Genomic DNA, 20,753 nt, shown 5'->3' with positions numbered 1-20,753 from the left:
CCTCAGCGGGCCCGCAGGCCCCGGTCGACGAGGTCGATCAGCCAGTCGAAGCTCTCGTCGACGTCCGTGGACCACTGGAATCCGCCGTCGGCCTCCAGGGTGGCGAAGCCGTGGAAGACGCTGCGCATCGCGCGCAGGGCGTGGATGCGGTCTGCGGGGTCGATGTCGTAGCTGCGCAGCACGGCGTCGAAGGGCGCCAGCCCCTGGGCGGCGGCGACCGCGACGGGGTCGTCGGGCCCGGTGGGGGTGAGGCCGACCGTGGCGGCGTACCGGCCGGGGTGGGCGAGGACGAAGTCACGCAGGGCGTGGGCCGCCGCGGACAACGCGTCCTTGCCCGAGCGCCCCTGGACCGCGACGCCGACGGCGTGGCCGGCCTCGGTGAAGGCCAGGACGGCGATCTGCCGGTGCAGGTCGTCCTGGCTGGCGATGTGCTTGTACAGCGAGGGCGTGCGCACCCCGACGCGTTCGGCGAGCGCGCCCATCGTGAGCCCGCCGAAGCCGATCTCGTCGGCGAGGTCGGCGCCGGCGGCCACCACGGCGGCCGGGTGCAGCCCCGCCCTAGGCACGCGCACCGGCCAGGAACGGCGTCACGAGCTCGGCGACCTCGGTGGGGTGCTGCACGTGGGGATAGTGGCCGGAGCCCTCGACCACCGCGAGCCGGCCCAGCCCGGTGGGGAGGTCGGCGAGGATCGCCTCGCCCTCGGCGCGGGGGTCGGCCCAGTCGGGGTCCTCCGAGCCCTGGACGACGAGGACCGGGCAGGTCACCCGGGGCAGGGCGAGGCCGGCGTCGGTGGGCTTCGTGGCGCCCATCTCCTTCAGTACGGCCATCCGGCCGGGCTCGGCGAGCGAGGCCTGGATGCCGGCGATCCGGGCCTCGTAGCCGGCGGGCTTGGTGCCGGGGTGGGCGACGTCGAGGTAGCGCGCCCACCGCTCCGTGCTGCCCAGCGTCGTCGCGAGCACCAGCTGGGTCATGCCGCGGCGGAACCGGGCCACCCGCAGGTCGCCCAGGCCGATCTTCTGCGCCCGGGTGAACGGCGTCAGCTCGACGAGCGCGGTGACCAGCTCCGGTGCCGTGGCCGCGGCGATCGTGGCGGCACCGCCGGAGATGGAGTGCCCGACCAGGACGGCGGGTCCGCCCAGGTGGCGGACCAGGGCCAGCAGGTCTCCGGCGATGTCGGTGCGGGTGTAGGAGCCCCACTCCACGCTGGACTCCCCGCAGCCGCGCAGGTCGAGCGCGGCGACCCGGTGGCCGGCCGCGACCAGGGCGGGGGTGAGGGCGTCGTAGGCGCGGCGGGTGTCGCCCATGCCGTGCGCCAGCACGACCAGCGGTCCGGCGCCGGTCACCTCGTAGGCGAGCGTGCCGCCGTCGACGGTCAGGAACTCGGTCATGTCGTACCTCCGGGGGAGTGGCTCTCGCTGTTAGGTACAAGCTAACACAGTTAGCCAGTGCTGGGCGCACTACTGTTTCCCGTGGTCGAGCACCCGGCTGACGACGGGATCCGTGGGGGGACGTGGCATGACGAGCCGAGAACGCCCGGCGCTGGTCCTCGACGACACGTCGCGGGCGATCATCGAGCAGCTCCAGCAGGACGGTCGTCGTCCCTACGCCCGGATCGCCGAGGCCGTCGGGCTCAGCGAGGCCGCCGTCCGGCAGCGGGTGCAACGGCTCCTGGACGCCGGGGTCATGCAGATCGTCGCGGTGACCGACCCGCGCCAGGTCGGCTTCCCCCGCCAGGCCATGGTCGGCATCCGGGTGCGGGGCGACAGCCGCGCGGTCGCGGACGCGCTCGCCGAGTTCGACGAGGTCGACTACGTCGTCATCTCCGCCGGCTCGCTGGACCTGCTCGTCGAGGTGGTCTGTGCCGACGACACCCAGCTGCTGGACACCGTGAGCCGGATCCGGGCCGTCGAGGGCGTCGAGTCCACCGAGACGTTCCTCTACCTGGGCCTGCGCAAGCAGACCTACGCGTGGGGCACCCGCCGCCCCGAGGACGGCACAGCTCCACAGCTCTGAAGTCACAGCTCCTGCACACGCCCCCATGGCTCACTGACGGCGTCAGCACCGCCACGCCACACCTGCAGGAGCTCCCACCGTGCCCGAGACCCTCTTCGGTCTGCCCGCCCACCCGCTGATCGTCCACGCGACCGTCGTCCTCGTCCCGCTGGGCGCGCTCCTGGTGCTGCTGCACGCGTTCTGGCCCGCCGCCCGCCGCCGGCTGGGCATCGTCACCCCGCTCGTGGCGCTCGTCGGGCTGGTGCTCACCCCGCTGTCCACCGCCAGCGGGGAGAACCTGGAGCGGATGGTCGGGGAGAGCGACCTGGTGGAGAAGCACTCCGAGCTCGCCGACGGCCTGCTGCCCTGGATGATCGGGCTGTTCGTGATGGCCGTGGTCGTCTACCTGCTCGGCCGGCGACCCACCGGGGTGCGCCGGGCGCTCAGCGTCGCGGCCGCCGTCCTGGCCGTCGTCGCGGTGGTCGGGGTGACCCAGCAGGTCGTGCGGATCGGGCACTCCGGTGCCGCCGCCACGTGGTCGGACACCGCGTCCGCCTCCCCGGACCGGCCGGACGGGGACGACGACTGACCCCGCCCAGCGCAGCCTCGCCTTGCTGGCAGTGGGCTGTGCGCCGTCCTACCGTCGCGCCGTGACACTCGACGAGCCCGCCGCCCCGATCGGCACGCACAGCGGTGAGCCGCACGCCGGCGCGCTCTCGGCCCGGCTGAACTGGCTGCGCGCCGGGGTGCTCGGCGCCAACGACGGGATCGTCTCCACCGCCGGCCTGGTGGTCGGCGTCGCCGGGGCGACCACCTCGGTCGCCCCGGTGGCCACCGCCGGGGTGGCCGGGCTCGTCGCCGGCGCGGTGTCGATGGCGCTGGGTGAGTACGTGTCGGTGAGCAGCCAGCGCGACAGCGAGCGGGCGCTGCTGGAGAAGGAGCGCATCGAGCTCGTCGAGATGCCCGAGCAGGAGCTCGCCGAGCTGGCCGCGATCTACCAGTCCAAGGGGCTGTCGCCGGAGACCGCGCTGACCGTGGCCCGGGAGCTCACCGAGCACGACGCGTTCGCCGCGCACGTCGAGGCCGAGCTGGGCATCGACCCCGACGAGCTGACGAACCCCTGGCACGCCGCCGGCGCCTCCGCGCTCGCCTTCACGGTCGGCTCGCTGCTCCCGCTGGCCGCGATCCTGCTCGCCCCCACCGCCGTCCGGGTGCCGGTGACCTTCCTGGTCGTGCTCCTCGCCCTGGCACTCACCGGTGCGGTCAGCGCCCGGCTCGGCGGCTCGGGCAAGCGGACCGCCGTCCTCCGGCTGGTCGTCGGCGGCGCGATCGCCATGGCCGTCACCTACGGCATCGGCGCCCTCGTCGGCGGCATCGGGCTGTAGCGGGCGCGGCCGAGGTCGCCGGCGGCTCGCGGGGGTGGCGGGCCGGTCGTGACGGTGGCGGGTCGGTGCAACGGCCCGCCACCGCACACGTCGACCGGCCACCCCTCCGGGCCGGTCAGCGGGCGACGGCGGCCAGGAGGACGTCGGGGTCGCTCATCACCCGCTCGGCGATGCCCGCGGCCAGGCCCAGCACCCCGGCGTCCCCGTCGAGCTTGCTGCGCACGATCTGCAGGTCGCGGGTGGCCAGCGGCAGCGAGCGGGCGGCGACCCGCTCCCGGATGCCGGCCAGCAGGTGCTCGTCGGCCTCGGCCAGCTGGCCGCCGACGACGACGACCGACGGGTTGAGCATGCTCACCGCCTGCGCCACCCCGGCGCCGAGCACCCGGCCGGCCTCCCGGACGGCGGCCACGGCGTACCGCTCCCCGGCGCGGACGGCGGTGAGCAGGCCGTCCACCGACCCCACCGGGTGGCCCGCGGCCGCCAGCTGGTCGACCAGGGCCCACCCGGAGGCGTAGGCCTCCAGGCAGCCGGTCTTGCCGCACCGGCACAGCGGGCGGGGCTCGGCGGGGGTGCCGTCGGGGGTGTCGGCCCAGGTGTGCCCGATGTCCCCGGCCGATCCCTGGGCGCCCCGGACCACCCGCCCGTTGCTGACCACCCCGGACCCGACGCCGGTGCCCACCTTGAGGAACAGCAGGTCGTCGACGTCGGGGTGGCACTGGGCGCGCTCGCCGGCGGCCATGGCGTTGACGTCGTTCTCCACCAGCACCGGGACGTCGAACCACTGCCGGACCGTGTCGGCGGGGGCGACGCCGTCCCAGCCGGTCATGATCGGCGGGGAGACCACCCGGCCGGTCGCGGCCTCGACCGGGCCGGGCACGCTGAGGCCGACGCCCCACACCGGCGGTCCGGGGACGGCGTCGCGCAGCCGCGCCAGGCCCTCCAGGGCCAGGCCCAGGACGGTGGCGGGCCCGTCGGCGATGGCGCAGGGCACCTCGGCCCGCCGGAGCACCACCCCGGCCAGGTCGCACACCGCCAGGCGCATGCCCGATGCGCCGATGTCGGCGACCAGCAGCACCGCCCGGGTCGGGTCGAGGCGGAAGCGGGTGGCGGGCCGGCCCCGGCCACCGACCACGGTGCCGTCCTCGACCAGCAGCCCGCAGTCGGCCAGGGCGTCCATCCGGGAGTTGACCGTGACCCGGGCCCAGCCGGTGCGCTCGCCGACCTCGGCGCGGGTGAGGGAGCCCGAGGACCGGAACACCTGCAGCAGGGCGACCGCGCCGGCGGCCGTCGCCGGGTCCAGCGGGGGCGGTCCGGCGTGCGTGGTGTCCGTCACGAATCTCCCTTTTTGTCTGTTGACATCACTCTAGTGGCTGCTTAATGTCTGGCACAAGCCATAAAGGAGGCCGCAACGATGCTCTCTTCCCCCCGGGTCCGTCGGACCCTCACCGCCGTCGCCGCAGGCACGGCCACCCTCACCCTCCTCGCCGCCTGCGGTGGTGGGGACGACACCAGCGCGGCCGACGCCGAGGGCGCCTCGACCGTCGCCGCCGTCATCAAGGGCCTGGACAACCCGTTCTTCCAGGCCATGGAGGACGGCATCAACGCCGCTGCCGACGAGCAGGGCGTCGACGTCACGGTCCAGGCGGCGCAGAGCATCACCGACACCACCGGCCAGGCCGACCGGCTCACCGCCCTCGCCCAGCAGGACTTCGGCTGCTACGTCGTCAACCCCATCTCCGGCAGCAACCTCGTGCAGGGTCTCGCGCAGATCGCCCGCCAGGACGTGCCGATCGTCAACATCGACTCCCCGGTCGACGCCGACGCGGCCGAGGAGGCCGGCGCCGACATCACCACCTACATCGGCACCGACAACTCCGACGCCGGCGCCCAGGCCGGCCAGCAGATGATCGACGCCGTCGGGTCGGGCCAGGTCGCGGTCATCGGCGGCATCGCCGGCGACGTCACCAGCGGCGCCCGGGTGGACGGGTTCACCGGCGCCGTCGACGGCACGCTGGACGTGGTGCAGACCGTCGCCGCGGACTGGGAGCGCCAGAAGGCCCTCACCGCCGCCACCGACATCCTGGCCGCCAACCCCGACCTCGTCGGGTTCTTCGCCGCCAACGACGACATGGGGCTGGGCATCGCCCGCGCCGTCGCCAACGCCGGCCGCACCGGTGAGGTCGCGGTGATCAGCGTCGACGGCAACGAGGAGGCGCTGCAGGCCGTGGCCGACGGCGAGCTCACCGCCACCGTCGCGCAGTACCCCTACGCCATCGGCCAGATGGGCGTGGAGGCCTGCGTCGCCGCGACCCAGGGCGCCGACCTGCCCGCCGAGGTGACCGCCCCGGTCGCCGTCGTCACCACCGAGAACGCCGCCGACGCCCTCGCCGCCTTCCCGGCGCCGTTCGAGGAGTTCGAGGACCCGCTGGCCGACCTGATCCAGTGACCTCCCGGCACCACCGCTGACCCCCGGACCGGGGCTGCGCCCGACGCGCCCCGGTCCGGGACACCGGCACCGAGCACCCGCACCGACCACCCCGCGCTCCACCGCAGGAGAGGGACACCCCCGTGAGCTCCACCCCCAGCAGCACCACCGGAACGGCTGCCCCGTCGCCGGTGGCCGACCAGCCCCCGCCGGGCCCGGCACCCGAGGGCGCCCAGCGGCGCAGCGTCGGCAACCGGCTCGGCGCCGCCCCCTGGGCCGAGCTCGCCGCCCCGATCGGACTCGTCGTCCTGGTCGTGGTGTTCGGCATCCTCACCCCGACCTTCCTGACCGGGGGCAACATCGAGGCGATCCTCGCCGCCAGCGCCATCCTCGTGGTGCTGGCCGTCGGGCAGACCTTCGTCGTCGCCACCTCGGGCATCGACCTGTCCGTGGCCTCCACGATGACCCTGGGCGCGGTCGTGCTCGGGCAGTTCGTCGTCGCCGGCACGTCGATCTACCTGGCCTGCCTCGCCGGGATCGTCGCGGCCGCACTGGTCGGCGTGGTGAACGGCCTGCTGGTCGCCCGCGGCAAGATCACCGACTTCATCGTCACCCTCGCCACGCTGTCGGCGGCCTCCGGGCTGGCTCTGGTGATCGCCGACGGCAAGCCCCAGCCGGTCATCGACGGCTTCCTGCTCGAGCTCGCCGCCGGGGGCATCGGCCCGGTCGCCTGGCCGGTCCTGATCGCCGTGGTCGTCGCCGTCCTCGCGCACCTGGTGCTCTTCCACTCCCGGTTCGGCCTGCGCCTGCTGGCCACCGGCGGCTCGGAGGAGGCGGCCCGCAAGACCGGGGTGCACACCTCGCGGATCAAGATCGCCGCCTACGTGATCAGCGGCGTGCTCGCCGGGATCGCCGCGGTGCTGCTCGTCGCCCGGGTCGGGGCTGCCGAACCGGCCAGCAACACCAGCTTCCTGCTCAACTCCGTGGCCGCCGTCGTGCTGGGCGGGGTGAGCCTGTTCGGTGGCCGGGCCACGATCATCGGCCCCGTCGTGGGCGCCGTCCTGCTCACCGCCCTGGTCAACGGGCTGACCCTCGTCGGGGTCTCGCAGTTCTACCAACCGCTCGCCGTCGGTGTCGTCGTCGCCGGTGCCGCCTTCCTCACGAGGTTCTCCAAGTGACCGCCGCTCCCACCGCCGCCGGCGAGGACCTCCTCGTCGCCCGCAACCTGACCAAGAGCTTCGGCAGCGTCCAGGCGCTCAAGGACGGCAGCGTGACCGTCCGCCGCGGCACCGTGACCGCCCTGATCGGCGACAACGGGGCCGGCAAGTCCACCCTGGTGCGCTGCCTGTCCGGGGTGCACGCCCCCGACAGCGGCGAGCTGCTGCTCGGTGGTGAACCCGTCCGCTTCACCCTGCCCGAGCAGGCCCAGGCGGCCGGGATCGAGACCGTGCACCAGGACCTCGCCCTCGTCGAGGACCTCACCGTCTGGCAGAACCTCTACCTGACCCGCGAGCTCACCCGGGGCATCGGGCCGGTCAAGCTGCTGGACCGCCGGCGGATGCGCACCGAGGCCGCGGCGATGGTCGGCTCGCTGGCGGTCAACGTCCCCGGGGTCACCCAGCGGGTCCGTCGGCTCTCCGGCGGCCAGCGCCAGGCCGTCTCGATCGTCCGGGCCGCCCACTGGGGCACCTCGATGGTGATCATGGACGAGCCGACCGCTGCCCTCGGCGTCCAGGAGACGGCCCGGGTCGAGGAGCTGATCCGCGACCTGCGCGAGCGCGGTCTGACCGTGCTGCTGATCAGCCACAACTTCGAGCAGGTGCTCCGCCTGGCCGACGAGGTCTGGGTCATGCGCGCCGGCCGCAGCGTGGCCCACCGGCACACCGCCGGGACCACCGGTGAGGACCTCGTCGGTCTGGTCACCGGCGCCGTCGCCGGCTGACCACCCCCCACCACCCACCCACCGCGCGCCGGACGGCGTCGCGGCACCCCTGCTGCCCCGAGGAGCCCCCTGATGACCGAGAACGTGACCAACCCGCTCGGTGTGCACGCCCTGGTCTGGGCCGGTGACTGGACCCGCGAGTCCAGCCGGTTCGCCATCGAGTCCACCGCCGCCACCGGCTTCGACATGATCGAGATCTCGCTGCACGACCCGGCCACCTTCGACGCCGCGCACACGAAGCAGCTTCTCGCCGACAACGGCATCACCGCGGCCTGCTCGCTGGGCCTCGCCCCGGACGCCGACGTCTCCAGCGACGACCCCGCCGTCGTCGCCCGGGGCCGCGACCTGGTCGCGAAGGCCCTCGAGTGCGCGGTCGGCGCCGGCGCCACCCACCTGTGCGGGGTGCTCTACTCCGACCTGCGCAAGTACATGGCGCCGGTGACCCCCCAGGGCCGGGCCAACGCCGTCGAGGCGATGGCCTGGCTGGCCGAGCAGGTCGCCGGCACCGACCTGTCGCTGAACCTCGAGGTGGTGAACCGCTACGAGTCCAACGTGGTCAACACCGCCGCGGAGATGCGGGCCTTCATCGCCGAGACCGGCGGCGACATCGGCGTCCACCTGGACACCTACCACATGAACATCGAGGAGGACGGCTTCGTGACCCCCGTCCTGGAGACCGCCGACCAGCTGGGCTACGTGCACATCGGGGAGAGCCACCGCGGCTACCTGGGCACCGGCACCATCGACTTCGACGGGTTCTTCGGTGCCGTGCGGCAGACCGGGTTCACCGGTCCGGTCGTCTTCGAGAGCTTCTCCTCCGCCGTCGTGGCCGCCGAGCTGTCCAACAAGCTCGGCGTGTGGCGCAACCTGTGGGACGACGGCCGGGACCTGGCCGCCCACGCGCACGCGTTCATGGCCGAGCGACTGGCCCGCTGATGTCCGACCTCCTCCTCGGCGCCGACCTCGGCACCAGCGGGCTCAAGCTCGCTGCCCTGGACACCGCCGGCGCGGTCGTCGCCGAGGCGGAGGTCGCCTACCCCGTCGACACCCCCCGGCAGGGCTGGGCGCAGACCGAGGTGGCCGTCTGGCGCAGCGCCTTCGACGACGCCCTCGCCCAGCTGACCCCGGCCCTGGCCGGGCACGCCGTACGCGGGCTGGGCCTGTCGGGCCAGATGCACGGCGCGGTGCTCGTCGACGACGCCGGGGCCGCCCTGGCCCCGGCCCTGCTGTGGCCCGACCAGCGGGCCGCCGCACAGGTCGAGCGGTGGCGCGCACTGCCCGACGCCGACCGCGCGGCGCTGGCCAACCCGCTGGTGCCGGGGATGACCGGCCCGCTCGTGGCCTGGCTGGCCGAGCACGAGCCCGAGCTGGTGGCGCGTGCGGCCGGCGTCCTGCTGCCCAAGGACGCGCTGCGGGCCACCCTCCTGCCCGGCGTCGACCCCGCCGTGACCGACCGCAGCGACGCCGCCGCGACCCTGCTCTGGGACGTCCCCGCCGACGACTGGTCCGCCGCCGCCGTCGGGCTCGCCGGTGTCCGCTGCCCCCGGGTGCTGCCCTCGCACGCCGTCGCCGGGACCGCCGTACTCCCGGGTGTCGGCGAGGTGCCGGTCGTCGTCGGTGGCGCAGACACCCCGCTGGCGCTGCTGGCCACCGGCACCACGACCGGGCTGCAGGTCAACCTGGGCACCGGCGCACAGCTGCTGCGACCCGGCGCCACCCCCGCCCCGGCGCTGGACCCGGTGGTGCACACCTACGCCGATGCCGAGCAGGGCTGGTACGCCATGGCCGCGCTGCAGAACGGCGGCCTGGCCTGGGACTGGGTCCGCCGGGTGCTCGGCTTCGGCTGGGAGGAGCTGCTGGCCACCCTGGACGGGTCGGCACCCGGAGCCGGGGGCGTGCGGTTCGCGCCCTGGCTCACCGGGGAGCGCGGCGGGGTCGCCGGGCCGACCGACCGCGGTGCCTGGACCGGTCTGCACCCGGGGACCACCCGGGCCGACCTCGGCCGGGCGGCCCTGGAGGGCGTGGCGGCCGCGGTCGCCGCCGCCGCCGGGCTGCTGGGCGTCGCCGGTGACGAGCCCGTGGTGCTGACCGGGGGAGGCGCCCGCACGCCGGCCGTCCAGCAGCTGCTGGCCGACGCGCTGGGCCGGCCGGTGCAGCTGGTCCAGGTGCGCAGCGCCTCCGCGACCGGCGCTGCGGTGCTCGCGGCCCGCGGCGTGGGTCTGTCCTGCACCCCGCAGCGGGTCCTGGGCCCCGTCGTCGACCCCCGGGGGGTCAGCGCGTCCGGTTGAGCGCCAGCACGCTGAGCAGCTCGTACGCCACGTGCGAGGCGGCGACCGCCGTCAGCTCGGCGTGGTCGTAGGCAGGGGACACCTCGACGACGTCGGCACCCACCACGTCCAGGCCGACCAGGCCGCGCAGGGTGTTCAGCAGCTCGCGGCTGGTCAGCCCGCCGGCCTCCGGGGTGCCGGTGCCCGGTGCGTGCGCGGGGTCCAGCACGTCGATGTCGACCGACACGTAGACCGGCCCGTCGCCCAGCCGGCGGCGCATCCGCTCCACGACGCTGGCGACGCCGTCGGTCTCGTAGTCGTCGCTGCGGACGACCTGGAAGCCCAGCACGGCGTCGTCCTCGAGGTCCTGCTTGGAGTACAGCGGACCGCGGATGCCCACGTGCATCGAGCGCTCCAGGTCGATGAGGCCCTCCTCGCTGGCCCGCCGGAACGGGGTGCCGTGGGTGTACGGGGCGCCGAAGTAGGTGTCCCAGGTGTCCAGGTGCGCGTCGAAGTGCAGGACGGCGACCGGCCCGTGGTCCCGCGCCACCGAGCGCAGGATCGGCAGCGCCACCGTGTGGTCCCCGCCCAGGGTGAGCACCTGGGCGCCGTCGGCCCGCAGCGCGCTGACCCCGGCGTCGATGGTCCCGATCGCCTCCTCGATGTCGAACGGGTTCACCCCGAGGTCGCCGGCGTCGGCCACCTGCTGGGTGCCGAAGGGCATCGCGTCCAGCGCCGGGTTGTAGGGCCGCAGCAGCTTCGAGCCCGCGCGCACGTGCCCCGGGCCGAAGCGGGCGCCGGGCCGGTAGCTGACCCCGGAGTCGAACGGGATGCCCAGCACGGCGACGTCGGCGCGGGACACCTCGTCCAGCCGGGGCAGCCGGGCGAAGGTCGCCGGTCCGCCGTAGCGGGGGACCTTCGTGGCGTCGACGGGGCCGATCGGGGTGCTCACGGGGTGTCTCCAGACGGTGAGAGGTGTTCGTGCACGACGAGCCAGCGGTCGCCGTCCCGGCTGAGGACGACGGTCTCCCGCTCCTGCGTGGTGGCCTCGCCCGTGTGGGTGGCCACCGTCGTCGTCACGTGGTGGGTCAGCAGTGCAGTCTCCCCGACCCACTGCAGCTCCTGGTCGGTCGAGGTGCAGGCCAGCACCCGGAAGCCGTCCCCGGCGACCCACTGCCGCCAGGCCGCGCGGTACTCCTCGCGGGAGCCGAACCGGGGGCTGCCGGGGAGCACGAAGGTGGCGTCGGGGTGCAGGCAGGCGAAGTAGGCGTCCTCGTCGGAGGAGGCGAACGCCGCGACCAGGGCGTCGAGACCCTCGAGCGGGGTCACGCGGGCACGTCCGCGCCGGCCCGGCGGACCGGCTCGGTGATCGGCGGGGCCTCGCCGGGGGAGCTGGGCACCCAGCGCGGGCCCTGCGGGCCGAAGACGTAGCGCGGCTCGGGGAAGAGGTACAGCGAGCCCAGGTAGAGCACCGCGGCTAGCAGCAGGGCCACCGGCAGGCTCACGTCCACCCCGCCGAAGGCGTTGGTGAACGGGCCGACGATCAGCGGCGGGTAGTTGGCGAACAGCAGCCCGAGCACGGCCGAGGGGATCCAGGCGACCATCCCGCGCCAGTTGACCCCGCCGGAGAACCAGTACGCGCCGCCCTCGCGGCCCTGGTTGAACACCTGCACCGCGGCCGGGTCGTAGAAGCCGCGGCGGGTGACGTAGCCCAGCGTCATGATCACCATCCACGGCGTCGTGCAGATGACGATCGCGCCGATGAACGCGTTCACGCTGCCCACCAGGTCGAACGCCAGCCGGCCGACCACGATGAACACGAAGCTCAGCGCGCCGATCACCAGCGAGGCGCGCACCCGGCCCAGTCGCGGCAGCACCGAGGAGAAGTCCAGCCCGGTGCCGTACAGCGAGGTGACGCCGGTGGAGAGCCCACCGAGGACGGCGACCACCATCAGCAGCAGCGCGTACCAGAGCGGCGAGGCCTGGACGAGGGCGAACACGTAGTCGACCTCGCCGGCGACCAGCGTCGCCGTCCCCACCCCGAACAGGAACGGGACCAGCGTGGCCAGCTGCGCCAGCAGCGTCGCCGACAGCAGCGAGCGGCGCGACGTGTCGGCCGGGATGTAGCGCGACCAGTCGCCCAGGAACGCACCGAACGAGACCGGGTTGCCCATCACGATGAGCACGCTGAGCACGAACGTGGGGGCGAAGGAGCCCAGCGCGTAGGCGTCCGGGCCCGGGTCGTAGGAGGCGTCGAACGCGCCGGCGTAGGCGACCAGGCCGAGCAGGATCAGCACCGTGTTGCCGACCACGACGACCTTGTTGACCAGCAGCATGAACTGGTAGCCGTAGACCACCACGACGATGACCAGGGCACCGAGGACGGCGTAGACCAGCGCGCGGGTCAGGTCGCCGTCCGGCAGGCCGAAGAGCCGGTTGCCGGCGGCCACCAGGGCGTCGCCGGAGACCCACACCGAGATCGAGTAGAACGCGATCGCGGTCAGCAGCGACAGGAACGAGCCCAGGATCCGGCCGCGGACGCCGAAGTGCGCCGAGGACGAGACCGCGTTGTTCGTGCCGGTCTTGGGGCCGAAGAGCCCCATCGGGGAGAGCACCAGCCCACCGAGGACGACGCCGAGCACCGTGGCCGCGACCGCCTCGACCAGCGACAACCCGAGCAGGATCGGGAAGGTGCCCAGGATGATGGTGGCAAAGGTGTTCGCGCCGCCGAACTGGATGCGCAGCAGGTCACGCGGGCGGGAGGTGCGCTCGGCGTCGGGGATCGTGTCGATGCCGTGCTGTTCGACCTCCAGCGCGCGGGGGCGGCGGGTCGGTGCGTCGGTGTGGGCCATCGAGGGTCTCCTCGTTCGGGGGTGACGGAGGCCACCGGCCGGTACCGTATCCACAGGTTGCTCAGAGGGCAACGAATGTTCACCGCTGTGAAACACGACGTCCCGGGAGGACACGTGCAGGTCATCCAGGTCGTCGACCTGTCGGTGCCGGTCGACGCCGACACGCAGGTCTTCCCCGGCGACCCGGTCGTCGCCTCCCGGCCGCACGCCACCGTGGCCGCCGACGGCTACAACGTGCAGGCGCTGTCCATGGGCTCGCAGACCGGCACGCACGTCGACGCCCCCTTCCACTTCGCCGACGGCGGGCTGCGGGTCGACGAGCTCGACCTGTCCCTGCTGACCGGGCCCGGCGTCGTCGTCGACGTCCGCGGCCGGGCGCCGCGCAGCCGGCTGACCTGGGACGACCTCGCCCCGCACGACCGGTTCGGCCCCGGCGTCCTCGTGCTGCTGCAGACCGGCTGGTCGGCGCACTACGGCACCCCGGCCTACTTCGACCACCCGTTCCTGGACGCCGGCGCCTGCCGACGGCTGCTCGCCGCCGGCGTGCGGCTGATCGCCCTGGACGCCCCGAACCTCGACGTCACCCCCACAGACGACGACCCCGGCGAGGGCTACCCGGTGCACCACCTGGTCGCCGCCGTCGGCGGGGTGATCGGGGAGAACCTGACCAACCTGGCCGGCGTGGAGTTCCCCGACCCCTGGGTGTCGCTGCTGCCGCTCAAGCTCACCGGTGCCGACGGCGCCCCGGTGCGCGCCGTCGCGATGCAGGTGGCCCCGTGACCCCGCCCGAGGCCCGGATCGGGGCGCGCCTGCGGGCCGCCCGGCAGGCCCGCGGCATGACCCTGGACCAGGTCGCCGCGGCCTGCGAGCTGACCAAGGGGTTCATCAGCCGGCTCGAGCGCGACGAGGTGTCCCCGTCGGTGGCCTCGCTGGTCGCCGTCGCCGGGGTGCTGGGCATCGGGATGGGCGAGCTGTTCGACCCCCCGTCCACCCAGCTCGTGCGCGCCGGCACCGGCCCGCCGATCGCGTTCGGAGGCCAGCACGTGCACGAGAGCCTGCTGACCCCCGGGACCCAGCGCGAGCTGCAGGTCATCCACTCCCGCCTCGAACCCGGCGGCACGGGTGGTGTGGACCTGTACACGCTGCGCTCGGCGGTCGAGTTCGTCTACGTGCTGGCCGGGTCGCTGACGGTGCAGCTGGCGTCGGAGACGCACCTGCTCGAGGTCGGCGACGCCCTCACCTTCCCCGGCCGCACCCCGCACACCTGGGCCAACGGCTCGGCCACCGACGCCGCCGAGGTCCTCTGGGCCCTCAGCCCCGCCCCCTGACGAGAAGCGCCCTTCTCGTCAGCACTCCTGGCGAGAAGGGCGCTCGACGCCCGCGACGGACCGGGGGCGGGGGGCCGGCCGGCCCCGTGACCGGCCGGACCCCCGCCCGCCGGGGCTCAGGGGGTGGTGCGTCGCGGCGCCGACTGGCGGCGGGCGGCGATGCAGACGACGCCGGGGACGTCGGCGTCCGGGCTCGCCGTCCAGGTGTCGGACCAGTCCGTCCCGTGCTCGGTGCTGGTGCGGTGCTCGCTGCGGCCGGGTGGGAAGTGCGCCTCGATGGGCCGACCGCCGGCGGGGTGCAGCCGCAGCTGGGCCGGACGCATCCCGGTGTGCGCGGCGAGCAGGTCGAGAGCGGCGAACACCAGCTCGGCCGGTGTGGAGTGCCCGGCACTGGCCGGCAAGCCGGCTCCGCGGACCGTGGCGGCCCACCGCCCACCGGCCTCGACGCAGTCCACGTCGTACGCACCCTCGAAACGCGCGCCCATGCCCTGCTGCCACCCCCGTGGATTCTGGCAATCCACGGTCTCGGATGGCCCTGGACAACCTACGACAGGTCGGGGGGCGGCTGGTCACAGATGAGTGACAGTTCAACAACGTCGTCTTTGTGCAGTCCAGGTCGTTGGTGGGCGCACCTGACGGGCTGTCGCGATGCCTGCTCGCCGGCTCGGGAGGGGGCGCGTCAGCGGGCGGCCCAGCCGCCGTCGGAGCCGATCACCTGGCCGGTCACCCAGGCCGACTCCGGCGATGCCAGCCAGGACACCAGCCTCGCGGTGTCGGCGGGGGTGCCCCACCGGCCGCCGGGGTGGCGGGCCGCGACGGCGGCGACCGCCTCCGGGGAGGCGTAGCCGGTGTCGGTCGGGCCGGGGTCGATGCAGTTGACGGTGATCCCGCGCGGCATCAGGTGGACGGCGAGACTGCCGGTGAGCTGGTGCAGCGCGCCCTTGGTGGCGATGTAGGGCAGCTCGCCGGGCATGGCGCCGTGGTGCTGGCCGGAGGTGAACAGCACGACCCGGCCCCCGTCGGCGGCGGTGAACGCCCGGCTGAAGGCCTGGCACAGCAGCAGCGAGCCGCGGGTGTTCACCGCGTGCGAGAGGTCCAGCTCCTCGGCGGTCAGCTCCTCCAGGGACTGCTCGCTGCTGCGGGCGTGGTTGGCCACCAGCACGTCGAGCCGGCCGAACCGCTCGACCGCGGCCTGCACCAGGGCGGCCGGGGCTGCGGGGTCGGCGAGGTCGGCCTCGACGAGTGCCGTCGAGTCCCCGAGCCGCCGGACCAGCGCACGGGCCGAGCCCGGGTCCTCGCCCCACGGCTGCTCGGCGTCGTGCGGCTCCCAGCCGTGCACCAGGACGGCGAACCCGTCGGCCACCAACCGCTCGACGACGGCCTGCCCGATGCCGGCCCGCCGCGACGCCCCGGTGACCAGCGCCACCCGCCCGGTCCCGTCCCCGCCCACCTGGTCATCGTGGACCACCCGCACGGGTCACGACCAGCGGGTTCGATCAGGCCTGACACAGATCGGGCTGGTCTACTGACCCACGATCATCCGAGGTGGAAGCAGGTGGGCGTGGCGCTGTCGTTGGTGGCTGCTGCGCGCTCGCACACCGGTCCCCGGCCGGACAACCAGGACTCCGGGCTCGCCGCCCCCGCGCTGATCGCCGTCGCCGACGGGGTCGGCGGCAACGTGGGCGGTGCGGTCGCGTCGTCCCTGATCGTGTCGTGGCTGGCCCCCCTGGGTCGCGTCCTGCTGCCCGACGAGGTCGACGGCGGCCTGGCGCGCGTGGTGTCGGCGGCCAACGAGCGCATCCGGACGGCGGTCGGGCACCGCCCCCGGCTGGAGGGCATGGCCACCACGATGTCGGCGATCGGCGTCGTGGGCGACCGCGCGGTGCTCGCCCACATCGGTGACTCCCGTGCCTACCGCTGGCGGTCCCCCGAGCTGGTCCAGCTGACCCGCGACCACACCCTGGTGCAGGCCCTCATCGACGCCGGGTCGATCACCCCCGCCGAGGCGCTGGTGCACCCGCAGCGCTCCGCGGTCTACGCCGCGCTGCACGGTGGCACCGACGACGTCGACGGCCTGGAGGTCTCCTTCGTCGACGTGCTCCCCGGCGACCGGTTGCTGGTCTGCTCCGACGGGCTCTCCGGTGCGCTGCCCCCCGAGGCCATCGCCGAGCACCTGGCGCTGGCCGAGAACCCCGACCAGGCCGCCGCCACCCTGCTCGGGGCGGCGCTGGCCGCACCGGCCTCGGACAACGTGACCGTCGTGGTCGCCGACGTCCAGGAGACCGAGGGCGCCGTCGTCGGCCGGCACCGCACCGTGGGTGCCGCGGCGAACAGCCGCGACGAGACCGTCGAGGTGCTCGAGGCCCTGTGGCCCGGGCCCTCCACCGGGGCGTTCACCCCCGTCGCCGCCGTCGAGGAGCAGCCCGCCGGCTGAGCCGGGCCCTCAGCAGTCGTGCCGGACGACGACCCGGCGCAGCGAGGGCCGGTGCACGATCTCGAAGCCCGCCGCCAGGAACGCGTTCAGCGCGCCGACGTGCAGCTCGCCCCAGGTGACCTCGGCGCCCGGGGCCGGCTGCATCGGGTAGGCCTCGACCAGGCGCGCGCCGTGCGAGCGGGCGAGGTCGACCGTGCCGGCGGCCAGCGCGGTGCTCACCCCGCGTCGGCGGTACCCGGCCCGGGTGACGAAGCAGGTGACCGACCAGACGCCGGCGTCGTCGCGGTCCTCGTGCCGGCCGGCCCACGTCGTCTTCCGCAGGTGGGTGCTGTGCGGGCGGGGCGACAGCGAGCACCAGCCGACCGGTTCCCCGTCGAGGTGGGCGAGCAGCCCGTGCCCCTCGGCGACCTGGTCGCGCAGCAGCTCCCGCCGTCCGGCCACGTCGGGGGAGTGCTGGTCGTGCCACCCCAGCCGGTACCCCTGGCACTGGCAGCGGGCGGCCTGCCCGCGGTCGCCCAGGACGGTCTGGACGTCGTCGAAGAGCGCGGCGTCGACGGGCCGGACGGTCAGCGGCACCGCGCGAGCCTCCCAGCCCGGGGCTCCCCCCGGCAACGACCGCGGCGTCACCCCGTCGGGTCGGGTCACGGCGAGCCGTCTGCAGGTCGGGGCCGATCGGTCCGACAGTGGGCCCGTGACCACGTTGCTCGACGGTCCGCCCGTGTCCGCCCCGCACCGCGAGCCCGACACCGACGCCGTCACCCTGCTGCCCGGACGGGCCGCCCTGCTCGACCACCTGACCCTGCGCACGCCCGCCGCCGGCCTGGTGCTCGTCGGCCTCGTCCCGTACGGCTCGCCGATCGGCGCCGGCGTGCTGCTGGCGGTGTCCGACTCCCTCGAGGGTGCGCTGGCACCGGGGGAGTGGCTGGCCCGCAGCGGCGCCGCGGAGTTCGCCGTCGTCACCGACGCCGACCTCGACGACGCCGCGGCCCGACTGCTCGGTCACGCCGGGGTGCCGGCGGTGGCGGGCCTGAGCCCGCTCACCCCCGGCCGACCCGCCGCCGAGGTGCTCCGGCTGGCCGGCCTCGGCCTGGCCATCGCCCGCCTCGGCGGGGAGGGCCACGCCGTCCGCTACCGGTGAGGCCCCGTCGCAGGGGCCCGCGGCGAGCTTGCGAGTCGTGGGGGGCGACGGGGTCCTCTCACATCGAGCAGTGCGCGCCCTTCGACGGGGGCACGTCCAGGGTCGGGTTGCGGTCGAAGAAGCCGGTGGGCTTGAGCTCGAACCGGACGATGTCCACCGGCATGACCGGCCAGTCCTCGACCCGCGGCACGTGGTGCAGGCCGAACACGTGCCACAGGACGACGTCGGTCGCCTCGGTGGAGCGACCGGCCTTCGTCCACTCCGGGAGCCCGGCGTCGGCGGAGCTCTGGTTGCAGAACTCGCCCGACGGCCAGCGCTCCGCGGCGTCGAACGGGGTGACCCACACCGGGTGCGCCACCACCCCGGCCCGCTGGATGAGCGGTGACTCCGGCCCGGCCAGCGCGGGGATCGCCGCGGTCGGCACCAGCTTGTAGCTCGTCGGCGCGCCCCAGGCGTTGCGCCTGGACGCCGAGGTGACCTTGAAGCCGCGCTGGGAGGCCCAGTCCAGGTCGAGCCCGCCCTCGGTGGTGATCGGCGTGGACCGCGAGGTCAGCGCCATGCCGTAGGGGTTGCCCGGGCCGATCGGCGGCACCTCGGTGTGCACCTGCACGACGGTGTTGTCCGGGGTGTCGACCTCCATGTCCAGCCGCGCGACGATGAAGTGCTGGTGGATCGGGGCGTAGGTGTGGTCGTCGACGACGGTGCCGTGCTCCGGCGGGGTGTCCTCGAACGCCGAGGTCACCATGATCCCGGTCGCCCGGACCTCGCACTCGATCTGGCCGTCCTGGTAGAAGCGCCAGTAGACGAGGTACTCGTAGTTGGCCACCGTCGCGTGGAAGCTGACGACGAGCCGGCGGGAGCGGCGCACCTCGGCCCCGGCGTGCTCGTCGACGTGCTTCCAGAGGACGCCGTCGTCCTCCTCGTGGATGCAGATGGCGTTCGTGATCGTGTACGGCTTGGCGTGGCTGTCGTGCAGCACCGCGTCGACGTAGGTGATCTCGCCGAGGCAGTCGCAGCCCAGCTCCAGCGACGTGGTCATGAAGCCCAGGCCCCACTCGCCGATGTCGAAGGCGGTGCGGCGGTAGTGGTCCTCGCTGGGGTCGCGGTAGGGCACGACCATCTCGGCGAAGCTCATCCGGTGCGCGACCGAGCGCCCGTCGATGCCCACCCGGTGCAGCACCAGGCCCTCGCGGTGGGTGAACCCGATCCGCATCGACCAGCCCAGCCAGCTCAGCTCGTTGCCGTCCAGGGTGAACGAGACGCCCTCGGGCTGGGTGACCTCGAAGGGCTTCACGTCCTCCCGCTGCACGAGGCCCGGGACGAGGGCGGGCACGTACTCGCCCATCGCGTTCTCCGGGGCGGCCACGGTGAACGTGTCCTCGATGTCGAGCAGCTCCATGGTGTTCAGGTCGACCACGTGGTGCAGGCCGTTCACCGGGTGCGCGTAGGGGTTGCCGTTCGGCGTCTCGCGCACCCACACGTCGGTCCAGCCCACCCGGCGGTCGCTGAACTGCTGCGGGATGAGCGAGTGCCCGTAGGCCCACGTGTCGATGAGCACCAGCTCGAGGTCGGTGATGCCGCGGGCGGCCAGCGAGGCGATCACCCGCTCGTCGGCGATCAGCGCGACGTGCGCCTCGTGCCACTCGTCCACGGTCATGTTCGGCTGCTCGCCGGGCACCGCGGCCCAGTCCAGGACGGCGTCGTCGGTGAGCGAGACGACCGCCTTGTAGGCGGTGTTGCTGGCCTGCTCGAAGCAGGTGACCAGCGCCGTGCGCGGGTTCGGGTCACCGGCCTGCCAGGTGCGGACGACGTCCTTGGCCGGTTCGCGCAGCTCGATCGAGGCGAACCGCCAGCCCTCGGCGACGCCCTTCTCCCGGCGCAGCACAGCCGCGGCGGCGCGGAACTCGTCGGCGGTCAACGGGTCGAGCGGGTGTGCGGTCACGGCTGGTTCCTGTCTGCGAGCAGCGGGAGCGAGGGGTCGTAGGGGGGCAGGGTCGAGCGCCGCCGGGCGATCGCGCTCAGCGCCTCGAGCACCACCCGGTTGGCCAGCGCGGCGGTGATGTCGGCGTGGTCGTAGGGCGGGGACACCTCGACCACGTCGATGCCGACCACCGGCAGCTCCAGGCAGATGCGGCGGACGGCGTCCAGCAGCTCGCGGGCGGTCAGCCCGCCGGGCTCGGGGGTGCCGGTGCCCGGCGCGTGCCCGGGGTCGCAGACGTCGATGTCGACGGAGAGGAAGACGCCGTCGCAGTCGTCGGTGGCGATGGTGGAGGCCTCGGTCAGGCAGGCCGCGAGGCCGCGGTGGCCGATCTCGGTCATCTCGTAGGAGCGCATGCGCTGCTGCGCCATCCAGTCCAGCGTCTCCGGCGGTGGCCAGTAGCCGCGCAGCCCGACCTGCAGGAACCGGTCCCCGCGCAGCGCGCCGGACTCGATGAGCCGGCGCATCGGCTGGCCGTGGCCCCACAGGGAGCCGAACTCGATGTCGCCGGTGTCGGCGTGCGCGTCGAAGTGGATCATCGAGACGCGGCCGTGGCCGAGCACGTCGGCCACCCCGCCGGCGTCGGCGAACGCGATGGAGTGGTCCCCGCCGAGCACCACCGGGATCGCCCCGGCCCGCACGACGTCGGCCACCGCGGCACGCAGCGCGGGCAGCGCCACCTCGATGTCGCCGGAGTACATCTCGACGTCCCCGGCGTCGAGCACCCGCAGGTCGCGCAGCCCGTCGGTGCGCAGGGCGAGCGAGGGGCGCGAGCCGTCGTGCGGCAGGTAGTCGGTCATCCGGATCGCCTGCGGGCCGAACCGGGTGCCCGGCCGGTGGCTGGTCCCGCCGTCGAACGGGGCCCCGAGGACGACGACGTCGGCGCCGGCCATCGACGCCGGGTCGGTGTGGTCGCAGCGGTCCACGCCCAGGAACGTGATGTCGGGGCCGAACTGCGGGCCGTAGCGGGCCATCAGCGTCTCCTCTGTCCGGCGACGGAAACCGTCGGTG

At 74.4% G+C, this 20,753-nt stretch carries 23 protein-coding genes; 12 read left to right on the top strand and 11 right to left on the bottom strand.

Annotation, left to right across the window (positions count from 1 at the left end; genetic code table 11):
- Positions 1-2: 2 nt before the first annotated feature.
- A complete protein-coding gene (locus F1C76_08030) occupies positions 3-536 on the bottom strand; it encodes a TetR/AcrR family transcriptional regulator (GenBank protein ID QNG39099.1) in 534 nt (177 codons plus the stop codon).
- A 22-nt stretch (positions 537-558) separates the two neighbouring features.
- Positions 559-1,389 (bottom strand): alpha/beta hydrolase, encoded by an 831-nt coding sequence (locus tag F1C76_08025; protein QNG36542.1) that lies wholly within the window; start codon positions 1,387-1,389, stop codon positions 559-561.
- Positions 1,390-1,516: 127 nt separating this feature from the next.
- Here F1C76_08025 and F1C76_08020 point away from each other — a divergent pair, with 127 nt between their 5' ends.
- From F1C76_08020 to F1C76_08010, 3 genes are all read left to right on the top strand, one after another.
- Complete coding sequence (locus tag F1C76_08020; protein ID QNG36541.1) at positions 1,517-2,014, top strand: Lrp/AsnC family transcriptional regulator; 498 nt, start codon at positions 1,517-1,519, stop codon at positions 2,012-2,014.
- A gap of 79 nt (positions 2,015-2,093) precedes the next feature.
- Positions 2,094-2,582 (top strand): hypothetical protein, encoded by a 489-nt coding sequence (locus F1C76_08015; protein QNG36540.1) that lies wholly within the window; start codon positions 2,094-2,096, stop codon positions 2,580-2,582.
- A 22-nt stretch (positions 2,583-2,604) separates the two neighbouring features.
- On the top strand, positions 2,605-3,378 hold the full coding sequence (locus tag F1C76_08010; GenBank protein QNG36539.1) for a VIT family protein: 774 nt from the start codon (positions 2,605-2,607) through the stop codon (positions 3,376-3,378).
- 115 nt (positions 3,379-3,493) lie between these two features.
- Here the strand turns inward: F1C76_08010 and F1C76_08005 are convergent, their stop codons facing one another.
- A complete protein-coding gene (locus tag F1C76_08005; protein ID QNG36538.1) occupies positions 3,494-4,711 on the bottom strand; it encodes an ROK family protein in 1,218 nt (405 codons plus the stop codon).
- 78 nt (positions 4,712-4,789) lie between these two features.
- Here F1C76_08005 and F1C76_08000 point away from each other — a divergent pair, with 78 nt between their 5' ends.
- The 5 genes from F1C76_08000 (at position 4,790) to F1C76_07980 (ending at position 10,033) form a co-directional block, all read left to right on the top strand.
- Positions 4,790-5,824: a substrate-binding domain-containing protein gene (locus F1C76_08000; GenBank protein QNG36537.1), complete on the top strand. Its 1,035-nt coding sequence runs from the start codon at positions 4,790-4,792 to the stop codon at positions 5,822-5,824.
- Between the two features lie 170 nt (positions 5,825-5,994).
- On the top strand, positions 5,995-6,981 hold the full coding sequence (locus F1C76_07995) for an ABC transporter permease (protein ID QNG39098.1): 987 nt from the start codon (positions 5,995-5,997) through the stop codon (positions 6,979-6,981).
- A complete protein-coding gene (locus tag F1C76_07990; protein QNG36536.1) occupies positions 6,978-7,745 on the top strand; it encodes a sugar ABC transporter ATP-binding protein in 768 nt (255 codons plus the stop codon). The genes F1C76_07995 and F1C76_07990 overlap by 4 nt, the downstream gene beginning before the upstream one ends.
- 72 nt (positions 7,746-7,817) lie before the next feature.
- A complete protein-coding gene (locus F1C76_07985) occupies positions 7,818-8,681 on the top strand; it encodes a sugar phosphate isomerase/epimerase (GenBank protein QNG36535.1) in 864 nt (287 codons plus the stop codon).
- Complete coding sequence (locus F1C76_07980) at positions 8,681-10,033, top strand: carbohydrate kinase (protein QNG36534.1); 1,353 nt, start codon at positions 8,681-8,683, stop codon at positions 10,031-10,033. Before F1C76_07985 ends, F1C76_07980 begins: the two co-directional genes overlap by 1 nt.
- On the opposite strand, the gene speB (F1C76_07975) is transcribed toward F1C76_07980, so the two are convergent.
- Genes speB (F1C76_07975) through F1C76_07965 form a run of 3 tightly spaced genes read right to left on the bottom strand, consistent with a single transcriptional unit; the run spans position 10,017 to position 12,864 of the window.
- Positions 10,017-10,964, bottom strand: a complete 948-nt coding sequence (gene speB, locus F1C76_07975) for an agmatinase (protein QNG36533.1) — start codon at positions 10,962-10,964, stop codon at positions 10,017-10,019. The genes F1C76_07980 and speB (F1C76_07975) overlap by 17 nt on opposite strands.
- Positions 10,961-11,341, bottom strand: coding sequence for a nuclear transport factor 2 family protein (locus F1C76_07970; protein ID QNG36532.1), 381 nt, complete (start codon positions 11,339-11,341; stop codon positions 10,961-10,963). The genes speB (F1C76_07975) and F1C76_07970 overlap by 4 nt, the downstream gene beginning before the upstream one ends.
- Positions 11,338-12,864: a cytosine permease gene (locus F1C76_07965; protein ID QNG36531.1), complete on the bottom strand. Its 1,527-nt coding sequence runs from the start codon at positions 12,862-12,864 to the stop codon at positions 11,338-11,340. The genes F1C76_07970 and F1C76_07965 overlap by 4 nt, the downstream gene beginning before the upstream one ends.
- A gap of 114 nt (positions 12,865-12,978) precedes the next feature.
- On the opposite strand from F1C76_07965, the gene F1C76_07960 reads away from it, so the two are divergent.
- Together F1C76_07960 and F1C76_07955 are read left to right on the top strand one after the other, a co-directional pair.
- Positions 12,979-13,644, top strand: coding sequence for a cyclase family protein (locus F1C76_07960; protein QNG36530.1), 666 nt, complete (start codon positions 12,979-12,981; stop codon positions 13,642-13,644).
- Positions 13,645-13,700: 56 nt separating this feature from the next.
- Positions 13,701-14,192, top strand: coding sequence for a cupin domain-containing protein (locus F1C76_07955; protein ID QNG39097.1), 492 nt, complete (start codon positions 13,701-13,703; stop codon positions 14,190-14,192).
- A 116-nt stretch (positions 14,193-14,308) separates the two neighbouring features.
- Here the strand turns inward: F1C76_07955 and F1C76_07950 are convergent, their stop codons facing one another.
- On the bottom strand, positions 14,309-14,677 hold the full coding sequence (locus tag F1C76_07950; GenBank protein ID QNG36529.1) for a hypothetical protein: 369 nt from the start codon (positions 14,675-14,677) through the stop codon (positions 14,309-14,311).
- A gap of 194 nt (positions 14,678-14,871) precedes the next feature.
- On the bottom strand, positions 14,872-15,642 hold the full coding sequence (locus tag F1C76_07945; GenBank protein ID QNG36528.1) for an SDR family oxidoreductase: 771 nt from the start codon (positions 15,640-15,642) through the stop codon (positions 14,872-14,874).
- Here F1C76_07945 and F1C76_07940 point away from each other — a divergent pair.
- Complete coding sequence (locus tag F1C76_07940; protein ID QNG36527.1) at positions 15,511-16,626, top strand: serine/threonine-protein phosphatase; 1,116 nt, start codon at positions 15,511-15,513, stop codon at positions 16,624-16,626. The genes F1C76_07945 and F1C76_07940 overlap by 132 nt on opposite strands.
- A 9-nt stretch (positions 16,627-16,635) precedes the next feature.
- Here F1C76_07940 and F1C76_07935 read toward each other — a convergent pair whose 3' ends face one another.
- Complete coding sequence (locus tag F1C76_07935) at positions 16,636-17,196, bottom strand: GNAT family N-acetyltransferase (GenBank protein QNG39096.1); 561 nt, start codon at positions 17,194-17,196, stop codon at positions 16,636-16,638.
- Between the two features lie 121 nt (positions 17,197-17,317).
- Between F1C76_07935 and F1C76_07930 the strand changes: the two genes are divergently transcribed.
- A complete protein-coding gene (locus F1C76_07930; protein QNG36526.1) occupies positions 17,318-17,764 on the top strand; it encodes a hypothetical protein in 447 nt (148 codons plus the stop codon).
- Positions 17,765-17,822: 58 nt separating this feature from the next.
- On the opposite strand, the gene F1C76_07925 is transcribed toward F1C76_07930, so the two are convergent.
- Together F1C76_07925 and speB (F1C76_07920) are read right to left on the bottom strand one after the other, a co-directional pair.
- Positions 17,823-19,706, bottom strand: a complete 1,884-nt coding sequence (locus F1C76_07925) for a primary-amine oxidase (protein ID QNG36525.1) — start codon at positions 19,704-19,706, stop codon at positions 17,823-17,825.
- Positions 19,703-20,716 (bottom strand): agmatinase, encoded by a 1,014-nt coding sequence (gene speB / locus F1C76_07920; protein QNG36524.1) that lies wholly within the window; start codon positions 20,714-20,716, stop codon positions 19,703-19,705. The genes F1C76_07925 and speB (F1C76_07920) overlap by 4 nt, the downstream gene beginning before the upstream one ends.
- Positions 20,717-20,753 lie beyond the last annotated feature (37 nt).

The sequence above is a fragment of the Geodermatophilaceae bacterium NBWT11 genome (genome assembly GCA_014218215.1).
Classification (GTDB): Bacteria; Actinomycetota; Actinomycetes; order Mycobacteriales; family Geodermatophilaceae; genus Klenkia.
This window is presented reverse-complemented; position numbering and strand designations above follow the sequence as displayed.

Bases quoted from the DNA above. Each gene is read 5' to 3' on its own strand.
- F1C76_08025 (QNG36542.1), bottom strand. From the start codon at position 1,389: ATGACCGAGTTCCTGACCGTCGACGGCGGCACGCTCGCCTACGAGGTG.
- F1C76_08020 (QNG36541.1), top strand. From the start codon at position 1,517: ATGACGAGCCGAGAACGCCCGGCGCTGGTCCTCGACGACACGTCGCGG.
- F1C76_08000 (QNG36537.1), top strand. From the start codon at position 4,790: ATGCTCTCTTCCCCCCGGGTCCGTCGGACCCTCACCGCCGTCGCCGCA.
- F1C76_07985 (QNG36535.1), top strand. From the start codon at position 7,818: ATGACCGAGAACGTGACCAACCCGCTCGGTGTGCACGCCCTGGTCTGG.
- F1C76_07980 (QNG36534.1), top strand. From the start codon at position 8,681: ATGTCCGACCTCCTCCTCGGCGCCGACCTCGGCACCAGCGGGCTCAAG.
- F1C76_07965 (QNG36531.1), bottom strand. From the start codon at position 12,864: ATGGCCCACACCGACGCACCGACCCGCCGCCCCCGCGCGCTGGAGGTC.
- F1C76_07955 (QNG39097.1), top strand. From the start codon at position 13,701: ATGACCCTGGACCAGGTCGCCGCGGCCTGCGAGCTGACCAAGGGGTTC.
- F1C76_07950 (QNG36529.1), bottom strand. From the start codon at position 14,677: ATGGGCGCGCGTTTCGAGGGTGCGTACGACGTGGACTGCGTCGAGGCC.
- speB (QNG36524.1), bottom strand. From the start codon at position 20,716: ATGGCCCGCTACGGCCCGCAGTTCGGCCCCGACATCACGTTCCTGGGC.